This window comes from Aeromonas genomosp. paramedia, from assembly GCF_023093515.1.
In the GTDB taxonomy this organism is placed as follows: Bacteria; Pseudomonadota; Gammaproteobacteria; order Enterobacterales; family Aeromonadaceae; genus Aeromonas.
Genome location: NZ_JAAROG010000020.1, coordinates 250,471 through 271,131, shown reverse-complemented (window position 1 = coordinate 271,131; position 20,661 = coordinate 250,471). Strand labels below are relative to the sequence as shown.

The 20,661-nt window shown below is 65.4% G+C and carries 21 protein-coding genes; 12 read left to right on the top strand and 9 right to left on the bottom strand.

The window, feature by feature from the left end:
- Positions 1 to 136 precede the first annotated feature (136 nt).
- From HB860_RS16845 to HB860_RS16830, 4 genes are all read left to right on the top strand, one after another.
- Positions 137 to 817, top strand: coding sequence for a DUF484 family protein (locus tag HB860_RS16845; protein ID WP_247627365.1), 681 nt, complete (start codon positions 137 to 139; stop codon positions 815 to 817).
- A complete protein-coding gene (gene xerC / locus HB860_RS16840) occupies positions 810 to 1,766 on the top strand; it encodes a tyrosine recombinase XerC (protein ID WP_247627364.1) in 957 nt (318 codons plus the stop codon). Before HB860_RS16845 ends, xerC begins: the two co-directional genes overlap by 8 nt.
- 116 nt (positions 1,767 to 1,882) lie before the next feature.
- Positions 1,883 to 2,593 (top strand): HAD-IA family hydrolase, encoded by a 711-nt coding sequence (locus HB860_RS16835; RefSeq protein ID WP_247627363.1) that lies wholly within the window; start codon positions 1,883 to 1,885, stop codon positions 2,591 to 2,593.
- Between the two features lie 91 nt (positions 2,594 to 2,684).
- Positions 2,685 to 3,089, top strand: coding sequence for a hypothetical protein (locus HB860_RS16830; RefSeq protein ID WP_025325506.1), 405 nt, complete (start codon positions 2,685 to 2,687; stop codon positions 3,087 to 3,089).
- Here HB860_RS16830 and HB860_RS16825 read toward each other — a convergent pair.
- The 3 genes from HB860_RS16825 to HB860_RS16815 all read right to left on the bottom strand — a co-directional run bounded on the left by HB860_RS16825 (position 3,086) and on the right by HB860_RS16815 (position 6,812).
- On the bottom strand, positions 3,086 to 3,856 hold the full coding sequence (locus HB860_RS16825; RefSeq protein WP_247627362.1) for a gamma-glutamyl-gamma-aminobutyrate hydrolase family protein: 771 nt from the start codon (positions 3,854 to 3,856) through the stop codon (positions 3,086 to 3,088). The two genes, HB860_RS16830 and HB860_RS16825, sit on opposite strands and share 4 nt — an antisense overlap.
- Positions 3,857 to 4,222: 366 nt before the next feature.
- A complete protein-coding gene (gene yidA / locus HB860_RS16820) occupies positions 4,223 to 5,032 on the bottom strand; it encodes a sugar-phosphatase (protein WP_247627361.1) in 810 nt (269 codons plus the stop codon).
- Between the two features lie 115 nt (positions 5,033 to 5,147).
- Positions 5,148 to 6,812 carry a DUF342 domain-containing protein gene (locus HB860_RS16815; RefSeq protein ID WP_348773037.1) on the bottom strand — a complete coding sequence of 555 codons (1,665 nt, stop codon included), beginning with the start codon at positions 6,810 to 6,812 and terminating at the stop codon, positions 5,148 to 5,150.
- Positions 6,813 to 7,225: 413 nt separating this feature from the next.
- Between HB860_RS16815 and HB860_RS16810 the strand changes: the two genes are divergently transcribed.
- Positions 7,226 to 7,741: a metal-dependent hydrolase gene (locus tag HB860_RS16810; RefSeq protein WP_106885138.1), complete on the top strand. Its 516-nt coding sequence runs from the start codon at positions 7,226 to 7,228 to the stop codon at positions 7,739 to 7,741.
- A 7-nt stretch (positions 7,742 to 7,748) separates the two neighbouring features.
- Here HB860_RS16810 and HB860_RS16805 read toward each other — a convergent pair whose 3' ends face one another.
- Together HB860_RS16805 and HB860_RS16800 are read right to left on the bottom strand one after the other, a co-directional pair.
- On the bottom strand, positions 7,749 to 8,912 hold the full coding sequence (locus HB860_RS16805) for a competence/damage-inducible protein A (RefSeq protein WP_247627360.1): 1,164 nt from the start codon (positions 8,910 to 8,912) through the stop codon (positions 7,749 to 7,751).
- A 27-nt stretch (positions 8,913 to 8,939) separates the two neighbouring features.
- The gene (locus HB860_RS16800) at positions 8,940 to 10,178 is read right to left on the bottom strand and encodes an HD-GYP domain-containing protein (RefSeq protein WP_162519297.1); all 1,239 of its coding nucleotides are present in this window, start codon (positions 10,176 to 10,178) and stop codon (positions 8,940 to 8,942) included.
- Between the two features lie 144 nt (positions 10,179 to 10,322).
- Here HB860_RS16800 and metA point away from each other — a divergent pair, with 144 nt between their 5' ends.
- The gene (gene metA, locus HB860_RS16795; protein WP_247627359.1) at positions 10,323 to 11,276 is read left to right on the top strand and encodes a homoserine O-acetyltransferase MetA; all 954 of its coding nucleotides are present in this window, start codon (positions 10,323 to 10,325) and stop codon (positions 11,274 to 11,276) included.
- Positions 11,277 to 11,353: 77 nt separating this feature from the next.
- On the opposite strand, the gene HB860_RS16790 is transcribed toward metA, so the two are convergent.
- The gene (locus HB860_RS16790; protein WP_247627358.1) at positions 11,354 to 11,872 is read right to left on the bottom strand and encodes a tyrosine-protein phosphatase; all 519 of its coding nucleotides are present in this window, start codon (positions 11,870 to 11,872) and stop codon (positions 11,354 to 11,356) included.
- A 160-nt stretch (positions 11,873 to 12,032) separates the two neighbouring features.
- Here HB860_RS16790 and HB860_RS16785 point away from each other — a divergent pair, with 160 nt between their 5' ends.
- On the top strand, positions 12,033 to 12,503 hold the full coding sequence (locus HB860_RS16785) for an Lrp/AsnC family transcriptional regulator (RefSeq protein ID WP_025325515.1): 471 nt from the start codon (positions 12,033 to 12,035) through the stop codon (positions 12,501 to 12,503).
- A 57-nt stretch (positions 12,504 to 12,560) separates the two neighbouring features.
- On the opposite strand, the gene HB860_RS16780 is transcribed toward HB860_RS16785, so the two are convergent.
- A complete protein-coding gene (locus HB860_RS16780) occupies positions 12,561 to 14,525 on the bottom strand; it encodes an LTA synthase family protein (protein ID WP_247627357.1) in 1,965 nt (654 codons plus the stop codon).
- 262 nt (positions 14,526 to 14,787) lie between these two features.
- On the opposite strand from HB860_RS16780, the gene HB860_RS16775 reads away from it, so the two are divergent.
- Together HB860_RS16775 and HB860_RS16770 are read left to right on the top strand one after the other, a co-directional pair.
- Positions 14,788 to 15,060, top strand: a complete 273-nt coding sequence (locus tag HB860_RS16775; RefSeq protein WP_247627356.1) for a DUF2442 domain-containing protein — start codon at positions 14,788 to 14,790, stop codon at positions 15,058 to 15,060.
- A 121-nt stretch (positions 15,061 to 15,181) separates the two neighbouring features.
- The gene (locus HB860_RS16770; RefSeq protein ID WP_247627355.1) at positions 15,182 to 16,798 is read left to right on the top strand and encodes an alpha-amylase family protein; all 1,617 of its coding nucleotides are present in this window, start codon (positions 15,182 to 15,184) and stop codon (positions 16,796 to 16,798) included.
- A 60-nt stretch (positions 16,799 to 16,858) separates the two neighbouring features.
- Here HB860_RS16770 and HB860_RS16765 read toward each other — a convergent pair whose 3' ends face one another.
- Together HB860_RS16765 and HB860_RS16760 are read right to left on the bottom strand one after the other, a co-directional pair.
- On the bottom strand, positions 16,859 to 17,395 hold the full coding sequence (locus tag HB860_RS16765; RefSeq protein WP_247627354.1) for an MgtC/SapB family protein: 537 nt from the start codon (positions 17,393 to 17,395) through the stop codon (positions 16,859 to 16,861).
- Positions 17,396 to 17,419: 24 nt separating this feature from the next.
- Positions 17,420 to 18,862 (bottom strand): RimK family protein, encoded by a 1,443-nt coding sequence (locus HB860_RS16760; protein WP_247627353.1) that lies wholly within the window; start codon positions 18,860 to 18,862, stop codon positions 17,420 to 17,422.
- A 186-nt stretch (positions 18,863 to 19,048) separates the two neighbouring features.
- On the opposite strand from HB860_RS16760, the gene HB860_RS16755 reads away from it, so the two are divergent.
- From HB860_RS16755 to HB860_RS16745, 3 genes are read left to right on the top strand one after another with little or no spacing between them, the layout of a single operon-like run.
- A complete protein-coding gene (locus HB860_RS16755) occupies positions 19,049 to 19,522 on the top strand; it encodes a GNAT family N-acetyltransferase (RefSeq protein WP_247627352.1) in 474 nt (157 codons plus the stop codon).
- A 27-nt stretch (positions 19,523 to 19,549) separates the two neighbouring features.
- On the top strand, positions 19,550 to 19,795 hold the full coding sequence (locus tag HB860_RS16750; RefSeq protein ID WP_247627351.1) for a DUF3624 family protein: 246 nt from the start codon (positions 19,550 to 19,552) through the stop codon (positions 19,793 to 19,795).
- 42 nt (positions 19,796 to 19,837) lie between these two features.
- Positions 19,838 to 20,584, top strand: a complete 747-nt coding sequence (locus tag HB860_RS16745; RefSeq protein ID WP_247627350.1) for an SDR family oxidoreductase — start codon at positions 19,838 to 19,840, stop codon at positions 20,582 to 20,584.
- The last annotated feature ends 77 nt before the right edge of the window (positions 20,585 to 20,661 follow it).

Sequence of the window (20,661 nt, the reverse complement as noted above, 5' to 3'; positions counted from 1 at the left end):
GAGCATATGACGGGCCCGGCCGAGCACGTGTTCAACGGCCAGATAGAGTTATAGGCATCGAGCGGGGACCTCCTCCGCGCAGCCAAACGGTAATGTCGGGGCCCTGTGCCCCTTTTTCGGATGGATCAACCAAGTTATGAGCGAACTCAAACGGCAGGAATCACTGATGGACGAAGCCACAGTGCTGGAGTACCTGGCCCGTTACCCCGAGTTTTTCCAGCGCCACGGGGCCATGCTGGACAGGATCCGCATTCCCCATGAGCACAAGGGCACCATCTCCCTGGTGGAGCGCCAGCTGGACAGACAGCGCGAGCGCATCGAGCAGCTAGAGCAGGAGATCACCGAACTGATGGGGATCGCCAGCGAGAACGAGCGGATCTTTCGGGTCTATGCGGATCTCTATGGCGAGCTGTATGGCTGCCAGACCCTGTTCGAGCTGAGCGCCGTGATGGGCAAGGCCTTCGTGCAGCGGCTGCGGCTGACCGGCCTGCGGCTCTGGCTCAGCCCGAAGAAATTCCCGCTGAGCGGCCCCGAGCAGCGTTTCCTGGCAGACGGCAAGCAGCTCGACCAGCTGCTGGGCCAGCGGCTGCCCGGGACGGATTACTACTTCGGCCGGCTCAACCAGAGCGAGAAGCAGGCGCTGTTTGGCAGCGACGTGCTGGTCAACTCTGTGGCCCTGATGCGGCTCGGGGATCTCGGCGTGCTTGCCTTCGCCAGCTCGGATCCCAGCCACTTCAGCCCCCACAACGACACCCTGCTGCTGGGTCAGCTGGGGCGTCTGCTGCAACTGCGTCTGCCCGAGCTGGTTCGTGGCTAAGGCACCCCTCCCCGCCGCCGACCCCCTGCCTGCCTCCCTGGCGGGGGAACTCACCGCCTTTATCGAATACCTGAGGGTCGAGCGCCAGCTCAGCCCTCATACCCGCAGCAACTATCAGGCCCATCTGGAGGCCATGGCCGCCGAGCTGGTCAGGCTGGGGGTCGATGACTGGGGCCGGCTCGAGGCGAGCCAGGTGCGCAGCCTGGTGACCCGGATGCACAAGGCCGGCCTCGCCCCCCGATCGCTCGCCACCAAGGTCTCTGCCCTGCGCAGTTTCTGCGACTGGCAGGTGCGCCAGGGGCGGCTCCCTGCCAACCCGGCCCGCGGCATCGTCACCCCCAAGCAGGGGCGGCCGCTGCCCAAAAACCTCGATGTGGACGAGATGTACCAGCTGCTCAACATCACCGACGAGCAGGATCCGCTGGCGGTGCGGGATCGCGCCATCATGGAGCTGATGTACTCCTCCGGGCTGCGCCTCGCCGAGCTGGTGGGGCTCAACCTCGCGGACGTGAAGCTCGATGAGCGCCAGCTCAGGGTCACCGGCAAGGGGTCGCGGGAGCGGGTGCTGCCCATGGGCAGGATGGCGGTGGAGTGGCTGCAGAAGTGGCTCAAGGTGCGGCCATTGCTGGCGGGGGACGAGGGGGAGGCGCTGTTCGTCTCCAAGCGCCGACAGCGGTTGTCGGCCCGCTCGGTACAGGAGCGGCTCGACGGCTGGGGCAACAAGCAGGCCCTCAATGCCCACGTCCATCCCCACAAGCTGCGCCACAGCTTCGCCACCCACATGCTGGAGTCCTCCGGCGATCTGCGGGCGGTGCAGGAGCTGCTGGGCCACGCCGATCTCTCCACCACCCAGATCTATACCCACCTCGACTTCCAGCATCTGGCCAAGGTGTATGACAGCGCCCACCCCAGGGCCAAACGGGATCCCGCTACCCCGGAAGATGAGTAAAAGCGACTGTGCTCGAATGGTTCTGCTCCCTTCTCTCCTAGTGGGAGAAGGCTTGGGGATGAGGGGAATGGGTTTGACAACAGGTAACGGGAACAGCCCCATAAAGAGGAATGACCATGCAGTTCTACCGTCGCTGGCAGCCGGTGGCCGCCATCTCGTTTGATCTTGACGACACCCTCTATGACAACGGCCCCGCCATAGCGCGGGCCGAGCAGTGGATGCTGAGCCACCTGCGCAGCGAATACCTTGCCACCGCCATGCTGGACAAACCGCGCTGGCTCGAGCTCAAGCGCAACCTGCTGCTGGCCCGACCCGAGCTGGGTCAGGACGTCAGCCTGGCGCGCCAGCACGGCATCCGCGAGGCCATGATGCAGGGGGGCATGGCCGCCTCCCGGGCGGACCAGGAGGCAGAGCGGGTGTTCGCCGCCTTTCTCGCCGAGCGCTCGAAGATAGAGGTGAGCGAGGCAACTCACGCCCTGCTGGCTCGCCTGGCGGAACGCTACCCCCTGGCGGTCATCACCAATGGCAACCTGGATCTGGTGCAGGCCGGTCTCGCGGACTACTTCACCCTGGTCTGCAAGGCGGGGGCCGGGGCCAGGATGAAGCCGGCGCCGGACATGTTCGTGCAGGTGCAGCAGGCCCTCGGGCTCGCCCCCGGCCAGATACTCCACGTGGGGGATCATCCCGAGACGGATGTGCTGGGGGCCAGGTTGCACGGCTTCAAGGCCGCCTGGCTCAACGAGCGCCAGCTGCCCTGGCAGTCGTTGCAGTTGCTGCCGGATGTGGAGCTCGCCACCCTCGACGAGCTGGCCGGGCTGCTGCTCTGAGCCCTCTTGAGGGGCAGAGAAAAGATGCGCAGGCGAGGCCATTTATTTATCCTTGGCGCGGACTGACAAGGGAGTACAGGGTGTGAGTGGAATGAAGAGTGTCATCTGGTTGGCCATCCCCATGGTGCTGGCGGGCTGCGATCTGTTTCGCGACCACTACCGGATGGAGTTCAGGGATGGATCCTGGCGGGATATCGCCATTTCGCCCTTTTCGGATCAGGCCCGCTGGCGTGAAGGGTGCGCCACCGGCGAGATCCTGGTGGACATGACCCTGCCCCTGAAGCGGGGCAAGGTGGTCGATGGCCGCGAACAGCTGCTGATCGGCGGCGAGCTGTTCGAGCTGGAAGAGGCCCGGCTATATCGCGGCAACGGCATGGTGCTGGGGCAGGCCCCTGACCATGTCCAGCGAGGCCTCAAGGGGCTGGATGTCTGCCGTACCCTGCGCCCGGATCGCGGGGCCCTGCCCAAGCTGAAGGGCAAGGGATTCGGCGACTAGCCCGCCCGCTGCCGATACTGGCGACAGGCGTCGCCGAAGGCGCTAAACAGCTTGATGGAGTGGGGATTCTCTTTCGCCTTCCACTCAGGGTGCCACTGAACCGCCAGCAGGAAGGGGGAGAGGGCAGGGGCGTGGATCGCCTCGATCAAGCCATCCTCGGCATGGGCTAGCGGGACCAGCCCCTTGGCCAGCGTCTTGATCCCCTGGCCGTGCAGGGAGTTGACCGGGATCTGCGCCTCCCCCATCAGGTCGGCAAACCAGCTGCCGGGCACCAGGCTCACCTGGTGGCTGTGGCCATACTGCTCCTCCACCGGATCGTCCGCATCCTCCCTGTGATCCGCATAGCCGGGCTCGCAATAGACCTTCTGATGAATATCCCCGCCCAGCGCCACGTTGATCTCCTGCATGCCGCGGCAGATGCCGAGCAGGGGCAGTCCCCGATCGAGGGCGGCGCGCACCAGGGCTATGTCGAACAGATCCCTGTCCCTGTCCTGGGCCTTCTCCGGGGTCAGGTTCTCCTGGCCGTAGAGGGCGGGATCTATGTTGGATCCGGCCCCGCTCAGGTAGACCCCATCGACGAGATCCAGATACTGCTCCAGATCAGCTGTCCCGCAGCAGGTGGGAACCAGCAGGGGTACGCAGCCGCTGAGCTCCACCAGGGGGGTGATGTATTTGTGGGTCATTACCTGGTAGGCGTGGCCACTGCGGGCCTGGGCCCCCATGGTCATCAACACGACGGGTTTGGAATGGGAACTGGGGTTGGGCATAGGTCACCTTGGCTATCCTTGGCGGTCTCATCCTGCGCCTTGGGAAGGCCCTTGCCGCGTCACTCTCGCAAGGGCATGCCTCAAGGCATGGTCATGGGATCAGGGTCGTGCCACAGTGCCAGAATCGTCGGTCAGCCTGGGCGATGACAACCTGGATCCCGATCCCAGTCTGCCAAGGCCGTTCAATATGTCAAACGAAATGATGCGTTAATGTTAAATCTCGTGGCGGCTGAGCCAGCTTGAGTCCCTGCATCAGGGGCTTGTGCGGCAGTTGGCGGGCATTTTGGGGAAAAGGCGTGGTGGATATATTAAACATTCGGCCCTGATGGCCGGATAGCAGAAGGGGCCCGCAGGCCCCTCGTCGATTCAGGCATTGAGGATGAACTGCTCTATCACCCTGGCCACGCCGTCCTCGTCGTTGCGGGCCGTGGTGTGTTGCGCCAGCGTCTTGATCTCGTCGGTGGCGTTGCCCATGGCGACCCCGAGTCCGGCATATTCGATCATGTGGCGGTCGTTGCCCGCGTCGCCCACCGCGATCACCTGGTGGGCGGTGAGGCCCAGGTGCTCCGCCAGGGCGGCCACGCCGGTGCCCTTGTTGCTTCGCTTGTTCATGAACTCGAGGAAGTAGGGGGAGCTGCGCACCACCGTGTAGCGCTCATAGAGCTCGGCGGGCAACTGGGCGATGGCGCGGGAGAGCTGGGGCTCGGGGTCTATCATCATCACCTTCATGATCTGCTCGTCGGCGGGCAGGGTGGCGAAGTCCACCAGGTTGATCGGCATCTTGATCAGTTGGGACTCGTGCTCTGTGTAGGTGCTGACCCTGGGGCTGATGAGGCCCTGGCGGACGGAGAAGCCGTGGACGTTGACCCCCAGCTCAGAGGCCAGATGGGCGATGGCGCTGGCGTCGCTGCCGGTCAGAAGCTGGCTGCGCAGTATGCGTTGATCCGCAACCTGCTGCACCAGGGCGCCGTTGTAGCAGATGACGTAGTCATCCTGACCGGTGAGGCCGAGCTCGGCCAGATAAGGGGTCATGCCTTCCAGCGGGCGGCCCGAGGTCAGCACCACGGTCACGCCCTGGGCGCGGGCGGCCGCGATGGCGGCATGGGTGCGGGGGGTTATTTGACCTTGCGGGTTCAGCAGGGTGCCATCCATATCCAATGCGATCAGCTTGTACATCTTCTCACTACCTGAGTCTGGCCGGCCCGCCCTATGGGGCCAAGGGGAGGCCGAGTGTAGCGAAAATCGCCGCCGGGATCACGCCGCCATCGCCTAAGAGGGGCCATTGCGCCTCTCAGTGCTGGCCCTCGTAAGGGGTCAGTTGCAGTTGATCTTCCCGGATGGCGAAGTGGATGGGGCCGTGTTCTATGTCGACCCTGTTGTGGTGATGGGCCATCTCCACCTCGACACCGGGGAAGAGGCGCTGGGTGGCGATGATGTCCATGTTGGCCATCAGGGCCTGCAGCTCGCGCTGTGCCTCGGCAAGCTGTTCGTCAAGGGACTTGCTCTCGTCCAGCTGACGGGTGCGCAGCTCCTTGATCTTCTTCAGGGTCTCGGGATTGCGCTTGTCGCCGGGCAGTTGCAGCAGCCGCAGGATGAGATCCTGCAGCTTGTCGAGCTGCTCCCGGCAGGCCTGCTTGCGTTGACGCAGGGCCTGCTCCTGCTCCTTGTGGCTGAAGTAGCCACCAAGGATCTGCAGCCGGGTCCGGTTCGCCGCCGAGGCCCCGAGCACGGGCGCCATGATAAGGCGGTTGGCGATGTTGATGCCGCCGATGAGGTGGCCCTTGCGCATGGCGCTGTCCCCGACCCTGATGTCCTGGCCGCTGCGGCAATAGCTGTGGCTGAGCTGGCTCTGGATATGGATGTCGCCATCGGCCTCCAGCCTGGCGTACTGGGCATAGCTGGCGTGGATCTCGCCCCCGGCGTTGAGGTGGCAGAGGTACTGGTCCCCCTCCAGCTTGCGCCCTATGATGCCGTTGCGCACCGTGATGGTGCCGCCGGATTCGATATAGCCCCCCTCGACGAAGCCCCCTATCACCACATCGCCGCTGGTCTTGATCCGCATGCCGGGCATGACGTCCCCGGTGACCAGCAGGGAGCCCTCGAACATGACGTGACCGTGGCGGATGTCGACCTGCTTGACGCTCAGCACCTCGTCCACCCTCATGCCGGCCCGCTCCTGGCAAGGTAGCCCGGCGCGGGTCGCCAGCAGCAGATCCGGATCCTCGGGGGAGAAACAGGTTCCTTCTCCCGCCGTCATGGCGCTCTCCTTGCCGTGGCGGGCAGGCAGCACCTGGCCCGTCACCGTGAAGCCCTCTATGCCCTGGGTGGCGGGGTGGCGCCGCATCAGGGGGGCGCCCGCCTTGACGGTGAGCAGGGTGCCGAGATCGCGCATGTCCACCTTGCCGTGGTCCACCTCCTGGGGCTTGAGGATCCGCTCCGCCGCCGTCTCCACCAGCCGCTCCAGGCGGGTATCCTGGCCATGTCTGGCCGCCTTGCCCAGAGCGATGACGGGGTTGAGTCGGGCGCCGGGAGCCGCCTCGCTGGCGGCCTTGATGGCGGCGGCGAGCAGCCGCTCGCTCACCCCCTGCTTGATTGGGCTCGCCGCCACGGCCTCCTGCAACTGCGCCAGGGTCAGGGGGTTGCCGCCCCAGTCGGCGGTGATCTGGGCGCTGGCGCTCATCTGATCCTTGTCGACCAGCACGAGGAGCCGGGCATCCTGCCGCTGGGCTATGGGCACGGGAGGGTGGGAGGGGGCGTCCGGCTGGGTCAGCAGGGTGTTGAGCAGGGCGACGGCCTGCCGGATCCCCTCGTCGAGGGGCTGATAGCGTCGGCAGTTGGAGAGCCGCAGCAGGGCCAGGACATGTTGCTCCTGGACGGGCTCGGTGAGACCCGGGGTAATGCGCAGACAGACATAGGTCATGTCTGCCGACAGCTGAAACCACGCTTTGCTTAACACCGGGATCCTCCTTCGTTGTCCCGATCCGGCTAGCCCCCCTGTGGCCGGGGGCGGGATCCTTGCCAAGAGTCGATGCCGCCGGGGCGGCCAAGAACCGCAGTATTCTGACATTTCGTCGTCCGGGTCAACGAGCCGAGTGCAAATGGGTGAGCCGGGTTGAGGAAATCCTGTGTGACGGGGAGTTGGGCCGATGGCGAAGGCGCGGCGGCTTGCTGAGTGTCAAATGAGGTGTTTTTGGCGGTATCTGCTGACTATTTCACCGACTGCCGCCCCCGACGGACATCAAGTTCAGGGTGGCGATACGATTCACCTTGCCAGAGGCGGTTCAAGGGATTTTAATCTGCCGCCGCCCCGAGGCGCTGACGCCGGTCGCTGCCGACCATACTGCCCTCTTGTCCAACCGAACGAGCCTCATGACCGCCCAAGGCCACCTGCTGTTTTCCGTTACCTGCGCCCTGCTTGCCCACAAGGTCGAACTCACTCCGGCCCTGGCCGAAGGCAGCCTGTGGCACATAGTGCCCATGGCCCTGGCCAGTGCCCTGCTGCCGGATCTCGATCACCCCCAGTCCCTGCTCGGTCGGCAACTGCCCTGGATCTCGGGGCCGCTCTCCCGCCTGTTCGGCCATCGCGGCTTCACCCACAGCCTGCTGGCGGTGGGCCTGGGGATATGGGGGCTGGCGCAGTTTCAGGCCCCCGGCCCTCTGTCCGGGGTGATGAAGGACGCCCTCATCGTCGGCTACCTCAGCCACCTGCTCGGGGATTGGCTCACCCCGGCGGGCATTCCCCTGTTCTGGCCCTGGCGCCGACGCTTTCGGCTGCCCGGTCTGCCCCTCAAGAGCGGCGGGGGCTACGAGAAGGCCTTCTGCCTGCTGACCCTGGCGCTCGCCGGGTACTGGGTGCATGGGAGCGCGGGCTTAGGCGCCTTCTAGCCCGGTATCAGCCGATGCGGCTGGCGGTTCTGGTCAGGGTGAGGTAGTCGGCGAGCACCGGCAGGCCCTGCAGGTGACGGCGCAGCATGTCGAGGGCGGCGAAGGCGAGGATCCGGCGGCCGCTCTCGGGATCCGGGTGACTTAGCTTCACCCTCTGGCCGATTCGCTGGCCGTCTGCACACAGCAGCAGCGGCACGCCGTCGGGGCCCGCACTGCCTACGGTCAGGCTGGGTTCCTGTCCGCTCCCCGTCAGTTGGTCGAGCTCGCAGGGGAGGCTGTGGCTGAAGCTGGCCTCCAGCACCGGATGGGGGTGGCACATGGCCAGCAGGGCGCCCCGGCTCTCGCCTTCCTGCAGCCACAGCGGCCGCGCCCCCAGCAGGGCCAGGATCTGCTGCGCCGGCTCCTCGTTCCCCCGTCCCACCAGCCAGGGACTTATCTCCCCGAGCAGGCGCGCCTCGGCGGCGGCCATGTCGGCGGCGCTGGCCCCATGGCCGATGAGTTTCAGCTCGATGAGGGGCATGGAGGAGCGGTAGCCGAGTTCGATACCCGCAGGCCAGGGCGCCGCATCCAGCTTGTCCGAGAGGGCGGACTCCGAGATGCCGAAGGTATAGAAGCGGCGCAGCTCGGTGTCCGTCTCTTCCCCCGCCAGCGCCTTGAGGCGAGGCAAGATCTGCTCGCGCACCATCTGCTTGAACTCGAACGGCACGCCCGGGGTGAAGAAGAGCCGGCTCTGGCCGTGGCTGGCCGGGTGGCTGACCACGAAGCCGCAGGCGGTGCCGACCGGGTTGTCGAGGATCTCGCAGTCCCGGGGCAGCCAGGCCTGCTTGCTGTTGCTCTGGGCCATGGTGCGGCCCCGGCTGGCGTAGCGCTCGGCCATGGTGGCGAGCCAGTCGGGGAACAGGGTGAGCGGCTGGTAAAAGGCTTCGGCCGCCGCCTGGGCGGTGAGATCATCCGCGGTGGGGCCGAGCCCCCCGCACACCAGCACCACCTCGGCGCGGTCGGCGCTCTCCTGCAAGGCGGCCTTCAGATCCGCGAGGTTGTCCCCCACAGTCAGGCGACGGCGCACCTGCCAGCCTTGCTCCAGCAGCAGGGCGCTGAGCCAGGCGGCGTTGGTGTCCACCACCAGGCCGGTCACTATCTCGTCCCCCGTGCTGATGATCTCGATACGCATGCAGACTCCTTGGGTGGTGGACCCCGATCAGGGCTTGTTGTGCTCGAAGTAGTAGCTGATCCGGGTGCGGGGGTTGAGGTACTCGAACACCGCCGGCGGCAGTCGCTTGGGGTGGATCACCTTGGCAATGGAGAGCTCGGCCTGCTCGAGATCTATGATGGCCGCCTCCTGGCGCGGGATGCGGGGATCGTATACCAGCACCGCAGGGTAGAGCAGGCGGGAGGCGTTGACCGACATCACCAGCCCGACCTGGCCGTTGGAGAGCTGCACCACGCTGCCGGGCGGGTAGATGCCCATCAGGCGGATCAGCATGCCGAGGTGGTCGGTGTTGAACTGGGCCTTGCGCTGCTTGTAGAGGTTGCCGAGGGCCGAGTAGGGCACCTTGGCCTGCAGGTGGCAGAGGTTGTCGTACTCGTTGATGAGGGAGACGATCTGGGTCAGGGGGTCGAGCTGATCCCCCCTGAGCCCCTGTGGTCCGCTGCCATCCAGGTATTCGTGGTGGTACTGCACTATGCGCTTCGCCGGCTCGGGGAAGTCACTGGCCAGGCTCAGCAGCTCCAGGCCGTAGCGCGGGTGCTGGGCCATCAGATTCTGCTCCGGCTTGGTCAGGGGGCTTGTCTTGCGCAGGATCTGGCTCGGGATCTTCAGCTTGCCGATGTCGTGGAACAGGGCCCCCATGCCGACCTGGCGAATAGCCTCCGCCGGCAGCTTGCACTCCCTGGCCAGCAGCATGCTGAGCACGCTGACGTTGAGGGAGTGGAACTGGAGGCTGTTGCCATCCGCGCTGTCGGAGACCAGGTGCAGCACCATCTCGTCCACCGACAGCAGCTGCTCCGTCATGGCGTTGATCAGCTCCTGGGCCTCATTGATGGCGTTGAGGGGGCGGGACTGGATCTTGCCCATCAGGTTGCGCACCTGGGCCAGGGACTGCTGGAAATGCTTCTCGCACTGCTGCAGATCCCGGCGATAGCGCTGCAACTGCTCGATGCGCCTGGTCTTCTCCTGCTGCATCTCCTGCTGGCGCCCGACCAGATCGTCTGCGCCATCCGGTGCGGGCTGCACCCGATCGAGGGGCTTGGGGGGGGCATCGCTCTTGTCGGGGATGATGGTCACCAGCTTGAGACCGAGCCGGCGGATCAGCTCTATCTCCTCTTCACTCTTGAGTTTGAAGCTGGAAAACAGGAAGGGGTGCTCACGCCATCCCAGTGGCAGGGAGACGTAATTGCCGACTTGCAGCCGATCGACCGAGATCTTGATTCCTGTCATGGGGTTGGGCACGAGAGACACACAGAGCCGTATGCTAGTCAAAGGCAGGGGTGAATACAAAAGGTATCTGATGACAGGATGAGCGCTTTATTATAGGCTTCTAGATGTCCAGACATATTTACCGATGCAGTACAGGGAGTCAGCATGCCGATCAAGATCCCGGACCAGTTGCCCGCCGCCGAAGTGCTGGGGCAGGAGAACATCTTCGTGATGACGGAATCCCGGGCCGTCACCCAGAACATCCGTCCGCTGCGGGTGCTCATCCTCAACCTGATGCCCAAGAAGATAGAGACCGAGATCCAGCTGATGCGGATGCTCTCCAACTCGCCCTTGCAGGTGGACGTGGATCTGCTGCGCATCGACGATCGGGAGTCGAAGAACACGCCCCAGGCGCACCTGGAGAACTTCTATCACGACTTCGAGCAGGTCCGTGGCAACAACTACGACGGCATGATCATCACGGGGGCGCCGCTCGGGCTGGTGGAGTTCGAGGAGGTGGTCTACTGGCCGCGCATCGTCGAGATCATCGAGTGGTCCCATCAGCATGTGACCTCCACCCTGTTCCTGTGCTGGGCGGTGCAGGCTGCGCTGAAAGCCCTGTATGGCATGGAGAAGCAGACCCACGGCGAGAAGCTGTCAGGGGTCTATCGCCACCACCGCCTCGATGAGCACGAGCCGCTGCTGCGTGGCTTCGATGACGAGTTCGTCGCGCCCCACTCCCGCTATGCGGCCTTCGACGGGGATCTTATCCGCGCCCAGACCGATCTGCAGATCTTCGCCGAGTCCGAGGAGGCCGGCGTCTATCTGGCGGCGACCAAGGATTGCCGCCAGGTGTTTGTCACCGGCCATCCCGAATACGATGCCCTGACCCTGGACGGCGAATACCGGCGGGATCTGGCGGCCGGGCTCACCCCCGTCATCCCGGTCAACTACTACCCGGGCGACAACCCCGATCAGACCCCGCGCGCCACCTGGCGCAGCCACGGCCACCTGCTGTTTTCCAACTGGCTCAACTACTACGTCTATCAGCTCACCAGCTATCGGCTGGAGGACATCGGCAAGGTGTTCACTTACGAGCAGCCCAAGGGCCAGGTGTAGGGCCGGCTCACCCGCTATTAGCCGGAGGAGTTCGCCAAGGTGTTCAATTGTCCGCAGCTCAAGGGCCAGGGCACCCTTCAGTCGGCCCCGGCCAGCCGTCGCCCCCGGGTGTCGAGCCAGTGACGGTGGCAGGCCAGGGTGAAGGCGCCGGGCCGCCGGGCCCGGATGGCGGCCATGGCCTCCGGCTGGGGCTGGCCAAGGGCCATCAGCAGCAGGGCCGCCACCAGCCCGGTGCGACCGCTCCCTCCGTGACAGTGAATGGCCAGGTGTCTGCCCTCGCGCAGCAGGGAGAGCAGTTGCGGCAGCACGGGGGGCCAGGCTCGCTCGAAGGCTTCATCGGGGGCCTCATCGTCCGCTATGGGCAGGTGGAACCAGGCCATGCCCCTGGCCTCGACCAGTGAGCCGAGGGTGCCTGCGCCGCGTGCGGCCAGCTCATCCTTCGTCATCAGCGTGAGCACACCGTCGGCACCGGCCAGCTGCAACTGGGCCAGGGCGAGCGGCATGGCAACCTGCTGGTTGCCGGGGCAGGGAGTGAGCAACAGCTGGCCGTCGAGGCGCGGAACCTCCAGGCTCCAGAAGGGGTGGGCACTGAGCATGAGGATCCTTGTCGGTGCTAATCGGGTGTCAAACGAACTTGTTGGCCCCTTGTTTGAGTGCGGCACAGCATAGAGGGCGCGGGTGCGATGTCAATCTGCGTTGTGTTCGGCCCGGTTTACGGGCAGAGTCTAAAAAAATAGAGCGATGGAAGGAGTAGAGATGAGAAACCTGGATCAACTGGACTTGGACATCCTGGCCCATCTGTTTCGCGATGCGGGCATGACCAACAAGGATTTGGCGGCCCTGGTCGGGGTGGCTCCCTCCACCTGCCTGGAGCGGGTGCGCAAGCTGCAACAGGACGGGGTGCTGAAGGGCGCTCACTGCGAGGTGGATTATCAGGCCCTGGGCGGCCATATCCAGGCCATGGTCTCCCTGCAGCTGGCGCGCCACAGCCGGCAGATCATAGATGCGTTTCGCGATGCCATCCTGGCGTTGCCCGAGGTGATCAGCCTGTTTCACATGGGTGGCAAGGATGATTTCCTGGTGCACCTCTGCGTCGCCGACACCGAGCACCTGCGCAATTTCGTGTTCGATCACTTCACCTCCCGGGAAGAGGTGGTACACCTCGAGACCTCCCTGGTGTTCGAGCACAGGTTCAGCCGATCCCTGCCCTGCTTCACCCACCCCTGAGCGCCAGGGGGCAGAAAAAAAACCGCCAGCTGGCGGTTTTTTCGTTTCTTCATCCCGTCAGTTGAGGGCCAGCCTGTCGTCCGGCGCCGTCTGGTAGAGCCCCTGCTGGTAGGCCAGGTTGCCCCAGAGCACCAGGCCCAGCGCGGCATCCTTCATGGCATCCGGCTGCGGGGCCGGGGTGAGGGACTCGCTGGCATCGTCATAGATGAAGCCTTCCGCCGCCCGCTCCGGCTGCAGTATCACCACGTCCTTGCCTCGCATCAGGGCGAAGTTCTTGTCGTACTGCATGATGGCGCGCCCCGGCCAGTCTGCCGGCATGCGGGTCAGATCCTTGCCCAGCATGGGGTAGTCGGCACTTATGCCCATCAGGGAGAGCAGGGTGGGCGCCATGTCGATCTGGCTGACGATGCGCGGATCCTGTTTCGGCGCTATGCCCTCTCCCACTATGACCCCAGGAATATGGAAGCGGGGGATGGGTACCAGACTGGCGCCACCGACCCGGCTGTCGTGATCGGCGATGACCAGGAACAGGGTGTCCTTCCAGTAGTCCGATGCCTTGGCCCTCCTGAAGAACTCGCCGACGGCGTAATCCGCGTACTTGGCGGCGTTGTTGCGGGTCGCCTTGGGCTGTTCATAGAGGGAGATGCGGTCGTCCGGGAACTCGAAGGGATCGTGGTTGCTGGAGCTGAACACCAGGCTGAAGAAGGGCTTGCCCTGCTTGTGCAGTGCTTCGAAGGTGTCGTTGGCCTTGGCCATGAGATCTTCATCCGAGGCGCCCCATGAGCCCTCGAACACCGGGTTCTTGAAGTCCTTCTGCTCGACTATGGTGGTGAAGCCATTGCCGAGGAAGAAGCTGCGCATGTTGTCGAAATGGCTCTCGCCGCCGTAGATGAAGCTGGTGTCATAGCCCCGCTGCTTGAGCAGATCCGCGATGGTGAAGAAGTTGGTCTGGCTCTTGCCGAGCTTGACCACGGCCTGGGCCGGGGTCGGCGTGAAGCCGGTCAGCACCGCCTCTATGCCGCGCACCGAGCGGGTGCCAGTGGCGTAGAGCTGCTCGAACGCCCAGCCCTCCCGGGACAGCGCATCTATGTTGGGGGTGAGCGGCAGGCCGCCGAGGGAACCGACAAACTGGGCACCCAGGCTCTCTTGCAGCAGGATCACCAGGTTCTTCGGCTTGCCGCTATGGCTGGCTGAGTTGAAGGTCTGGCTGGGTTGTGTCTCGGAGCTGAAGTCCTGGTCGGGGCGGCCGCTCTCCTCGCGCACCAGCGCCAGGATCCGTTCTCTGGGCAGTTCCCCGTAGAATTCGCCGGCACTCTCCTCGTTGCTCATCTGCTTGATGGCGAAGAAGAGGGAGTAGGCGGAGTTGACCGTCAGGGCGTTGACCAGGGGATCGCTGGCGAATGCCACCATGGCCGGGTTGAGGGCCCGGTGCCCCAGGCTGGAGCGGGCGCCGAGGAAGCCGATGGCGAGGATCAGCAGGGCGAAGGCCGGGCGCAGATACCAGCGCGGGAAGCTCAGGTGCCGCATCAGGCGCCCGCTCAGCCACCAGCCGCCCCCCAGAGTCAGCAGGCTGAACACCAGGGCCAGCAGCAGCTCGCCCTTGCGCCCCGCCCACAGCATGGCGAGCACTTCCTTCGGGTAGATGAGGTATTCGATATAGAGGCGATTGGGGCGCACCCCGTATTCGGTGACGAAGGCGGGGGTGGAGATCTCGAGGAAGAGCATCAGCCAGAGCCCCAGGGTCAGCCAGACCCGGATGAGTTGCAGCCAGGCGCGGCCCAGGGCATGGGGGCCTGCCAGCAGCAGAGTGAAGACGGCGGGGACGCCCCACAGCCAGCAGAGGGTGGCAAGGTCGACCCGGATACCTTGCAGCAGCAGTTGCGACCAACCGGCGACGGCGTCGACCCGCTCCTGTTGCCAGAGCCCCAGGCCTGCCCGGCTGGCGGAGAGGGCGATGAGCGCGATCACCGAAAAAATGGCGATGGGCCAAAATGGACCCAGCCAATGTCTTATTTTTGTCATTGTTTTTCCTGATAAAGCCTGTTTTTGATGCCCATCCGAGGACAGCTTTTTTTATATTGCAGGGTTATGACAATGGGGGCGGGGAAAGGTTGCGGCGCAGGGGGCCATAGGATGCTATTGATAACATTGATTTTTTTAATGAGGGATCCCGGGGGAGCCCAAAGACAGCATAAATGACTGGGCGTTGTGTGATCCCCACTGCAAAGCGCGGCAGGGGGCTTGCCTATAATGGCGCCGGATTTTCTCAATCGGAGCCGAAGGGATGCCGGTCTTTATCGATGTGGAGTATGTGCACGGTTGGTGCCTGTTCGTGGTGCTCTCGGACGGCACCACCGGGATGCTGGACCTGACCCCCTGGCGCAGCCAGCCCCTGTTCGCTGCGCTGGACTCGGAGCGGCGTTGTGCCCGGGTCTTCATCAATCGTCGCCACCAGCTGGAGTGGCCCTCGGGCTGCACCCTGTCGGCCCAGGAGGTCTATCACCTGATTGCCCCCGTCGACGAGCGCGAGGCCTTCCCGGATCGCAACCCGGGCTGAGAGTGACGGGCTAACTCGTTGAGCCAGGTAACGTTTTCAGTCACAGACCCGCCCTGGCGAGGCCGTTATCATGGCCTCAGGGTGGCGCATCTTGCGCCAGCACCACAGCGGGAAGATAACAATGAAACAAGGAAGGTTGCGCCATGGCGGCCTGATCGGGGCCGCCTTGTTACTGACAGCGTGCGGCAGCGGCGGCGGGGGATCCGGCAGCGAGACCCAGCCCCCCGTGGTCAATCCGCCTCCCACCTCGGACAGTCGCGCCTGTTACGGTGATGATCAGCCCGCCTGCAACCTGAGAACCTATCAGGTGATGGTGGAATCTTTCGTCGACGGCGACGGCAGTGCCAACTACGGCGTCGGTTACGGCCCCTCCAGGCACAACGGCGATCTGCAGGGGATCATCGACAGCCTGGACCACATCAAGAGCCTCAACGTCAACGCCATCTGGCTCACCCCTGTGTTCGACTCCTGCGCCGGTCAGGCCGGGGACGATCGGCTGGATGCCACCGGCTACTTCGCCTGCGACTTCTTCAACGTGGACCCCAACTTCGGCAGCAACGCCCAGCTCAAGACCCTGGTGGATGCGGCCCACCAGCGCGGTCTCTACGTCTTCCTCGACGGCGTCTTCGGCCACGTCAACCGGGTGGGGGTGAGCAAGCCCTCGCCAGAGGGACGCCTGCCCGTCCTCAAGAGCGGCGGTGCCGGTTATCCGGGCCAACTGGTGGATTACAGCCAGCCCGAGAGCCTCGCCTACTTCAAGGAGGTGGCCCGCTACTGGGTCCAGCAGTACGGCATCGACGGTTGGCGCCTCGATCAGGCCTATCAGCTGGGGCTGGACGACTGGCGCGCCATTCGCACCGAGGTGGCGCAGGCCAGCGCAACGCGCAAGGCCGCCGGTCAGCAGTGGGGCACTCTTGGCTACATGGTGGGCGAGGTGTGGAAGGGGGCCGACGAGATCCGCGCCCAGGCGTATGGCAGCAGCGACAACCCGGCGCTCTCCTCGGCGTTCGACTTCCCGCTGCGCTACGGCCTGGTGCAGGCGCTGGCGGTGGAGGAGTCCGGCAAGGGCGGGCAGGGGGCCGGCGTGCTCGACGCCAGCTGGAACAAGGTGGAGAACTACCCCGATCACGCCATGCCGAACCTGATGCTGGGCAACCACGATCTGGTGCGCTTCGGCGATCTGCTGGAGCGCGGCAACTTCAACCAGGCGGACTACTGGCAGCGCCACAAGGCGGCCTTCAGCTTCCTGGCGGCCCGCTCCGGCCCCATCACCCTCTACTACGGCGAGGAGTTTGGCGACGAGGTGCCGGGCTTTGCGGCCCAGGTGGGCGGTGACTGTGCGGCCCAGGGACTGTGCGACGATCACGTGGCCCGCAGCGACGGCAAGGTGCCTGGTGTCACCGGCTTCGTGCCAAGCGGCGAGCAGAGCGATCTGAAGCAGTGGCTCAGCCAACTGATGGCCCTGCGCGCCGCCCACCCCGCCCTCTACCAGGGGGAGCGAGTCAAGCTGGTGGCCGAGGGCAGCGTCTATGGGGACATCAAGCAGACTGCGGCGGAACAGATCGTCTACCTGCTCAACGTTTCAAGTACGCCCCAGAGCTACAGCCTGCCTCTGGCCAAGCTGCGCAGCGGCAGCGCCCTGGTGGATCTGCAGAGCGGCGAGCGCCTGGCCATGGGGGGCAGCAGCCTGACGGTGGACCTGCCGCCCCTCACCGGCCGCTTCCTGCTGTTGCAATGAGACGGCAGACAGCAAAAGGGCTCCCGCGGGAGCCCTTTTTGTTGCCTGCTGGCGGCAGGGTCACTTCTCGAGACCGCTGCCGAGCTCCTCCTGGCGGGGGCTGGTCGGTGTGCCGCGCTCGTTGCCGTTGCGCCAGTGCTCCAGCCGGTTGTGCACGCCACGGCGCAGGCTCTTGAAGCTGGTCTCCAGGTAGTGAACCCCCACCAGGATCCCCAGGGTCACGCCGGTGAGCAGCACGGCCTGGTGCAGCATTCCCATGCCGATCAGGGCACCGAGGGCGGCCAGCATCCAGATGGTGGCGGCCGAGGTCACCCCCAGCACCTGACCATCCCGGGTCATCATGACCCCGGCACCGAGGAAGCCGATGCCGGTGATGAGCTGGCCCAGCACCCGCGCCTGATCCGCAGACTGCGGGCTGACGGCGGCGCCGATGGAGAGAAAGCAGTAAGTGCCGAGCACGATGAGGGAGGAGGTGCGAATGCCGACCGGCTTGCCGTGCAACTGCCGCTCCAGCCCCCCCAGACCGCCACACACCAGACAGGCCAGAATGTTGTTCCAGCCAAGGGGCGCTATGTCCCACCACTGCATTGTCATCATACCCACCTCTGCCGATCCTGCTTGTTATCCTGCCGCGCTCTGCCCCCGGTTCTCCAGCCGTTGGCGGAAGGCCCTGGCCAGGCGCTCGTAGAGATCTTTGGCCTCTCTGTCTTCAATATCGCCACGTATCCAGGGATTGTCGATGATTTCCAGCAGCACGCAGCCCTGGCCCTGCTGGCGCAGATCCACCCCGAACAGGCCGTTGCCGAGCTGGTGCACGGCGCGGCGGGCGGTCTGCAACACCCGCTCCGGCACCTCGGTGAGCGGCAGCGCCTCGATCCGGCTCATGTCGAGGGGGTGCTTGCGGCGGCGGATGCGGTTGCCGGGCTCCGGCCGGTAGCGGCGGCAGGCGAACAGCGGCGAGCCGTCGAGAAAGCCGATGCGCCAGTCGAACTCGGCGGGGATCCGGCTCTGCACCAGCAGCAGGGCGGAGCGGCCCAGCCCCTCGTCCAGCAGGCGGGCGAGCTGGGTCTCGTCGCTCGCCATAGCGAGATCCCGCCCCTGGGCACCGTCGGGCACCTTCACCATCAGCGGCAGGCCGAGGCGCTGCACCAGCTCGTCCACCTGGTGGCGGCCGCGGCGGGTCACCACCATGGTGGGGGGCATGGGCACGCCGCTGCGCACCATCAGCTCGTAGAGGTAGAGCTTGTTGCTGCAGGCGAGGATGGCGCGGGAGCTGTCGATCACCGGCATCTTGAGCTGCTCGGCGCGGCGGGCGAACTCGAAGGTGTAGTGGCCGACCGCGGTCTCGGCCCGCAGCCAGAGGGTGTCGAACTCCGGCAGCCGCTCGATGGCGGAGGGGGCCAGTATCTCGGCCTGGATCCCCTGGGCGGCGGCAGCCTGGATGAAGCGCTCTATCGCCAGGGCATCGCTGCTGGCCCGGCCATCGTTCTGATCCATCAGGATGGCGAGCTGATAGAGGGGCGCCGTCTGCTCCTCGCCCCCGGTGCCCACCAGCGCCTGGGCGTGCTGCACCATCAGCGTCTTCTCGCTCGGGCTCAACACCAGGGGGGAGAGGCTCTGCTGCTGGCGCACCGACCAGCCGTGACGGCCCCGTTTCAGGGTCAGCTCCTGCAGCGGCAGCTGGCTCAGGCCGTAGTAGTAGCGGGCCAGCCCCGCCAGCTCGCTCTGTTCGCACTGGCCGAAGATGGCGCGCACCCGGATCCTGTCCTCGCTCTGGCGGGTCAGCCAGCCCTGCAGCTTGCGCCACAGCTTGGCCGGTGGCTGCTGGGGTTGCAGCCGGCTGATGGCCTGCAGCCCCGGCAGGCAGTGGTGGCTGCGGGCCTGGGCCAGCAATGAGCAGTAATAGCCCGCGCTCAGGTGCTCCAGACTGCGGCAGAGGTTGATGATGCGGGGGCGGCCGCCGGTGGTGGGCACACCGTGTTGCAGGTAGGTGCGGGCGGTCAGCAGATAGTCGGCATGGCAGGGCCAGTCGCCCAGCTCGTCGACGATGACATAGGTACTCATATTTTCGGCTCCACAGAAAGGACTGCCCGAATAGGCAGGATCCCCAGTGGGCTTCGATGCACCGACAAGCACGACAATGGCGCGAGGGGAAACAAGAGGTTACAGTGCCTAATATTCTGCCTTGGTAACTTGTGATACAAGTCGCATTTCTGGTGCTGAGGATAAATAACCGAACAAGGACTCCCCGTGTTGACCGTGCGCGCGGCCCGAACCGATGATTTGGGCGCCATCGTTAAGCTGGAACGCTACTGTTTCCCCCCCGAGGTCGCCTTCGGCCGCAGCCGCTGGCACTACCTGCTCAGCCATGCCAGGGGGCGCACCCTGCTGCTGCTGGATGAGAAGGGGCAGTTGATGGGCTACCTCAGCGTGCTGGAGCACAGGGGCTGGGACAGGCTCATCATCCAGACCCTCGCCATTCGCTGGACGGTGCGCCGCCAGGGCTGGGCCCGGCGCCTGCTGGAGCAGGTGATCCGGGAAGGCCGCGAGGCGGGCTGGGGCGCCGTCCGGCTCGAAGTGGCCGATGCCAACCCCGAGGCCCAGACCCTCTACCACGGGCTGGGGTTTCGCCCAAGGCTCAGGCTGCCGGATTACTACGGCCCGGGCCAGCATGCCCACCGGCTGGTGCTGGCGCTGCGCCCCGCCGGGCGGGATGCGTCGTGAATCGCCCCCTGACATCGAGGGGCAGCCATGAGCTGTGACGACTGTTTGGCCACCGCCATCAAGGCCAAACTCGGGCGCTGCCCGATCTGCGCCATCCAGACCTTCGTCATCGGGGCCGTGGGCTGGCTGGTCTGGTGGTGGTGTGGCGCCGACACCTCGGTCAACGCCCTCACCGGCCTGCTGTTTGCTCTGGGGGGCAGCGGCCTGCTGTTGCTGCACCTGTCGGTCTTCCTCTGGCGCAAGGTGACGGGGCGCGAGCTGGATAATGAGTGAATTCTTTTTGTTTCAACCAGATAAATAACAATGGAGGTTCAAATGATCGCAATGGTAACGGGCGCCTCGTCCGGGTTTGGTGAGGCCATCAGCCGTCTGCTGGTGCAGGCTGGTTACAGGGTGATAGGCACCGGTCGCCGCGCCGAGCGGCTGGCCGCCCTGGCCGACGAGCTGGGTGCACAGTTCCTGCCGCTGGCGTTCGACGTGCAGGACAAGGCCGCCACCCGCGCCGCCATCGCCGGGCTGCCGGCCGAGTGGAGCGAGGTGGACCTGCTGGTCAACAACGCCGGGCTGGCGCTCGGGCTCGAGCCCGCCCACAAGGCGGATCTGGAAGACTGGGAGCAGATGATCGCCACCAACATCAGCGGCCTGACCCTGCTCACCCGCCTGCTGCTGCCGGGCATGGTGGCGCGCAATCGCGGCCACGTGGTCAATATCGGCTCCATCGCTGGCACCTATCCCTATCCGGGCGGCAACGTCTACGGCGCCACCAAGGCGTTCGTGAAGCAGTTCAGCCTGAACCTGCGGGCCGATCTGGCGGGCACCGCCCTCCGCGTCACCAACCTGGAGCCCGGCCTCTGTGGCGGCACCGAGTTCTCCAACGTGCGCTTCCACGGTGACGACGCCAAGGCGGCCACCGTCTATCAGGGGGTGCAGGCCATTCAGCCGGAGGACATCGCCAATACCGTGCTCTGGGTCAGCCAGCAGCCCGCCCACGTCAACATCAACAGCATAGAGATCATGCCGGTGGCCCAGACCTTCGGTCCGCTGCAGATCAGCCGTCGCTGAACCCCGTCTCACCGGGATGAGAAGAGGCACCCCCGGGTACCTCTTCTCGCTCTGTTTTCTATCCTGCCTGCCCGCCG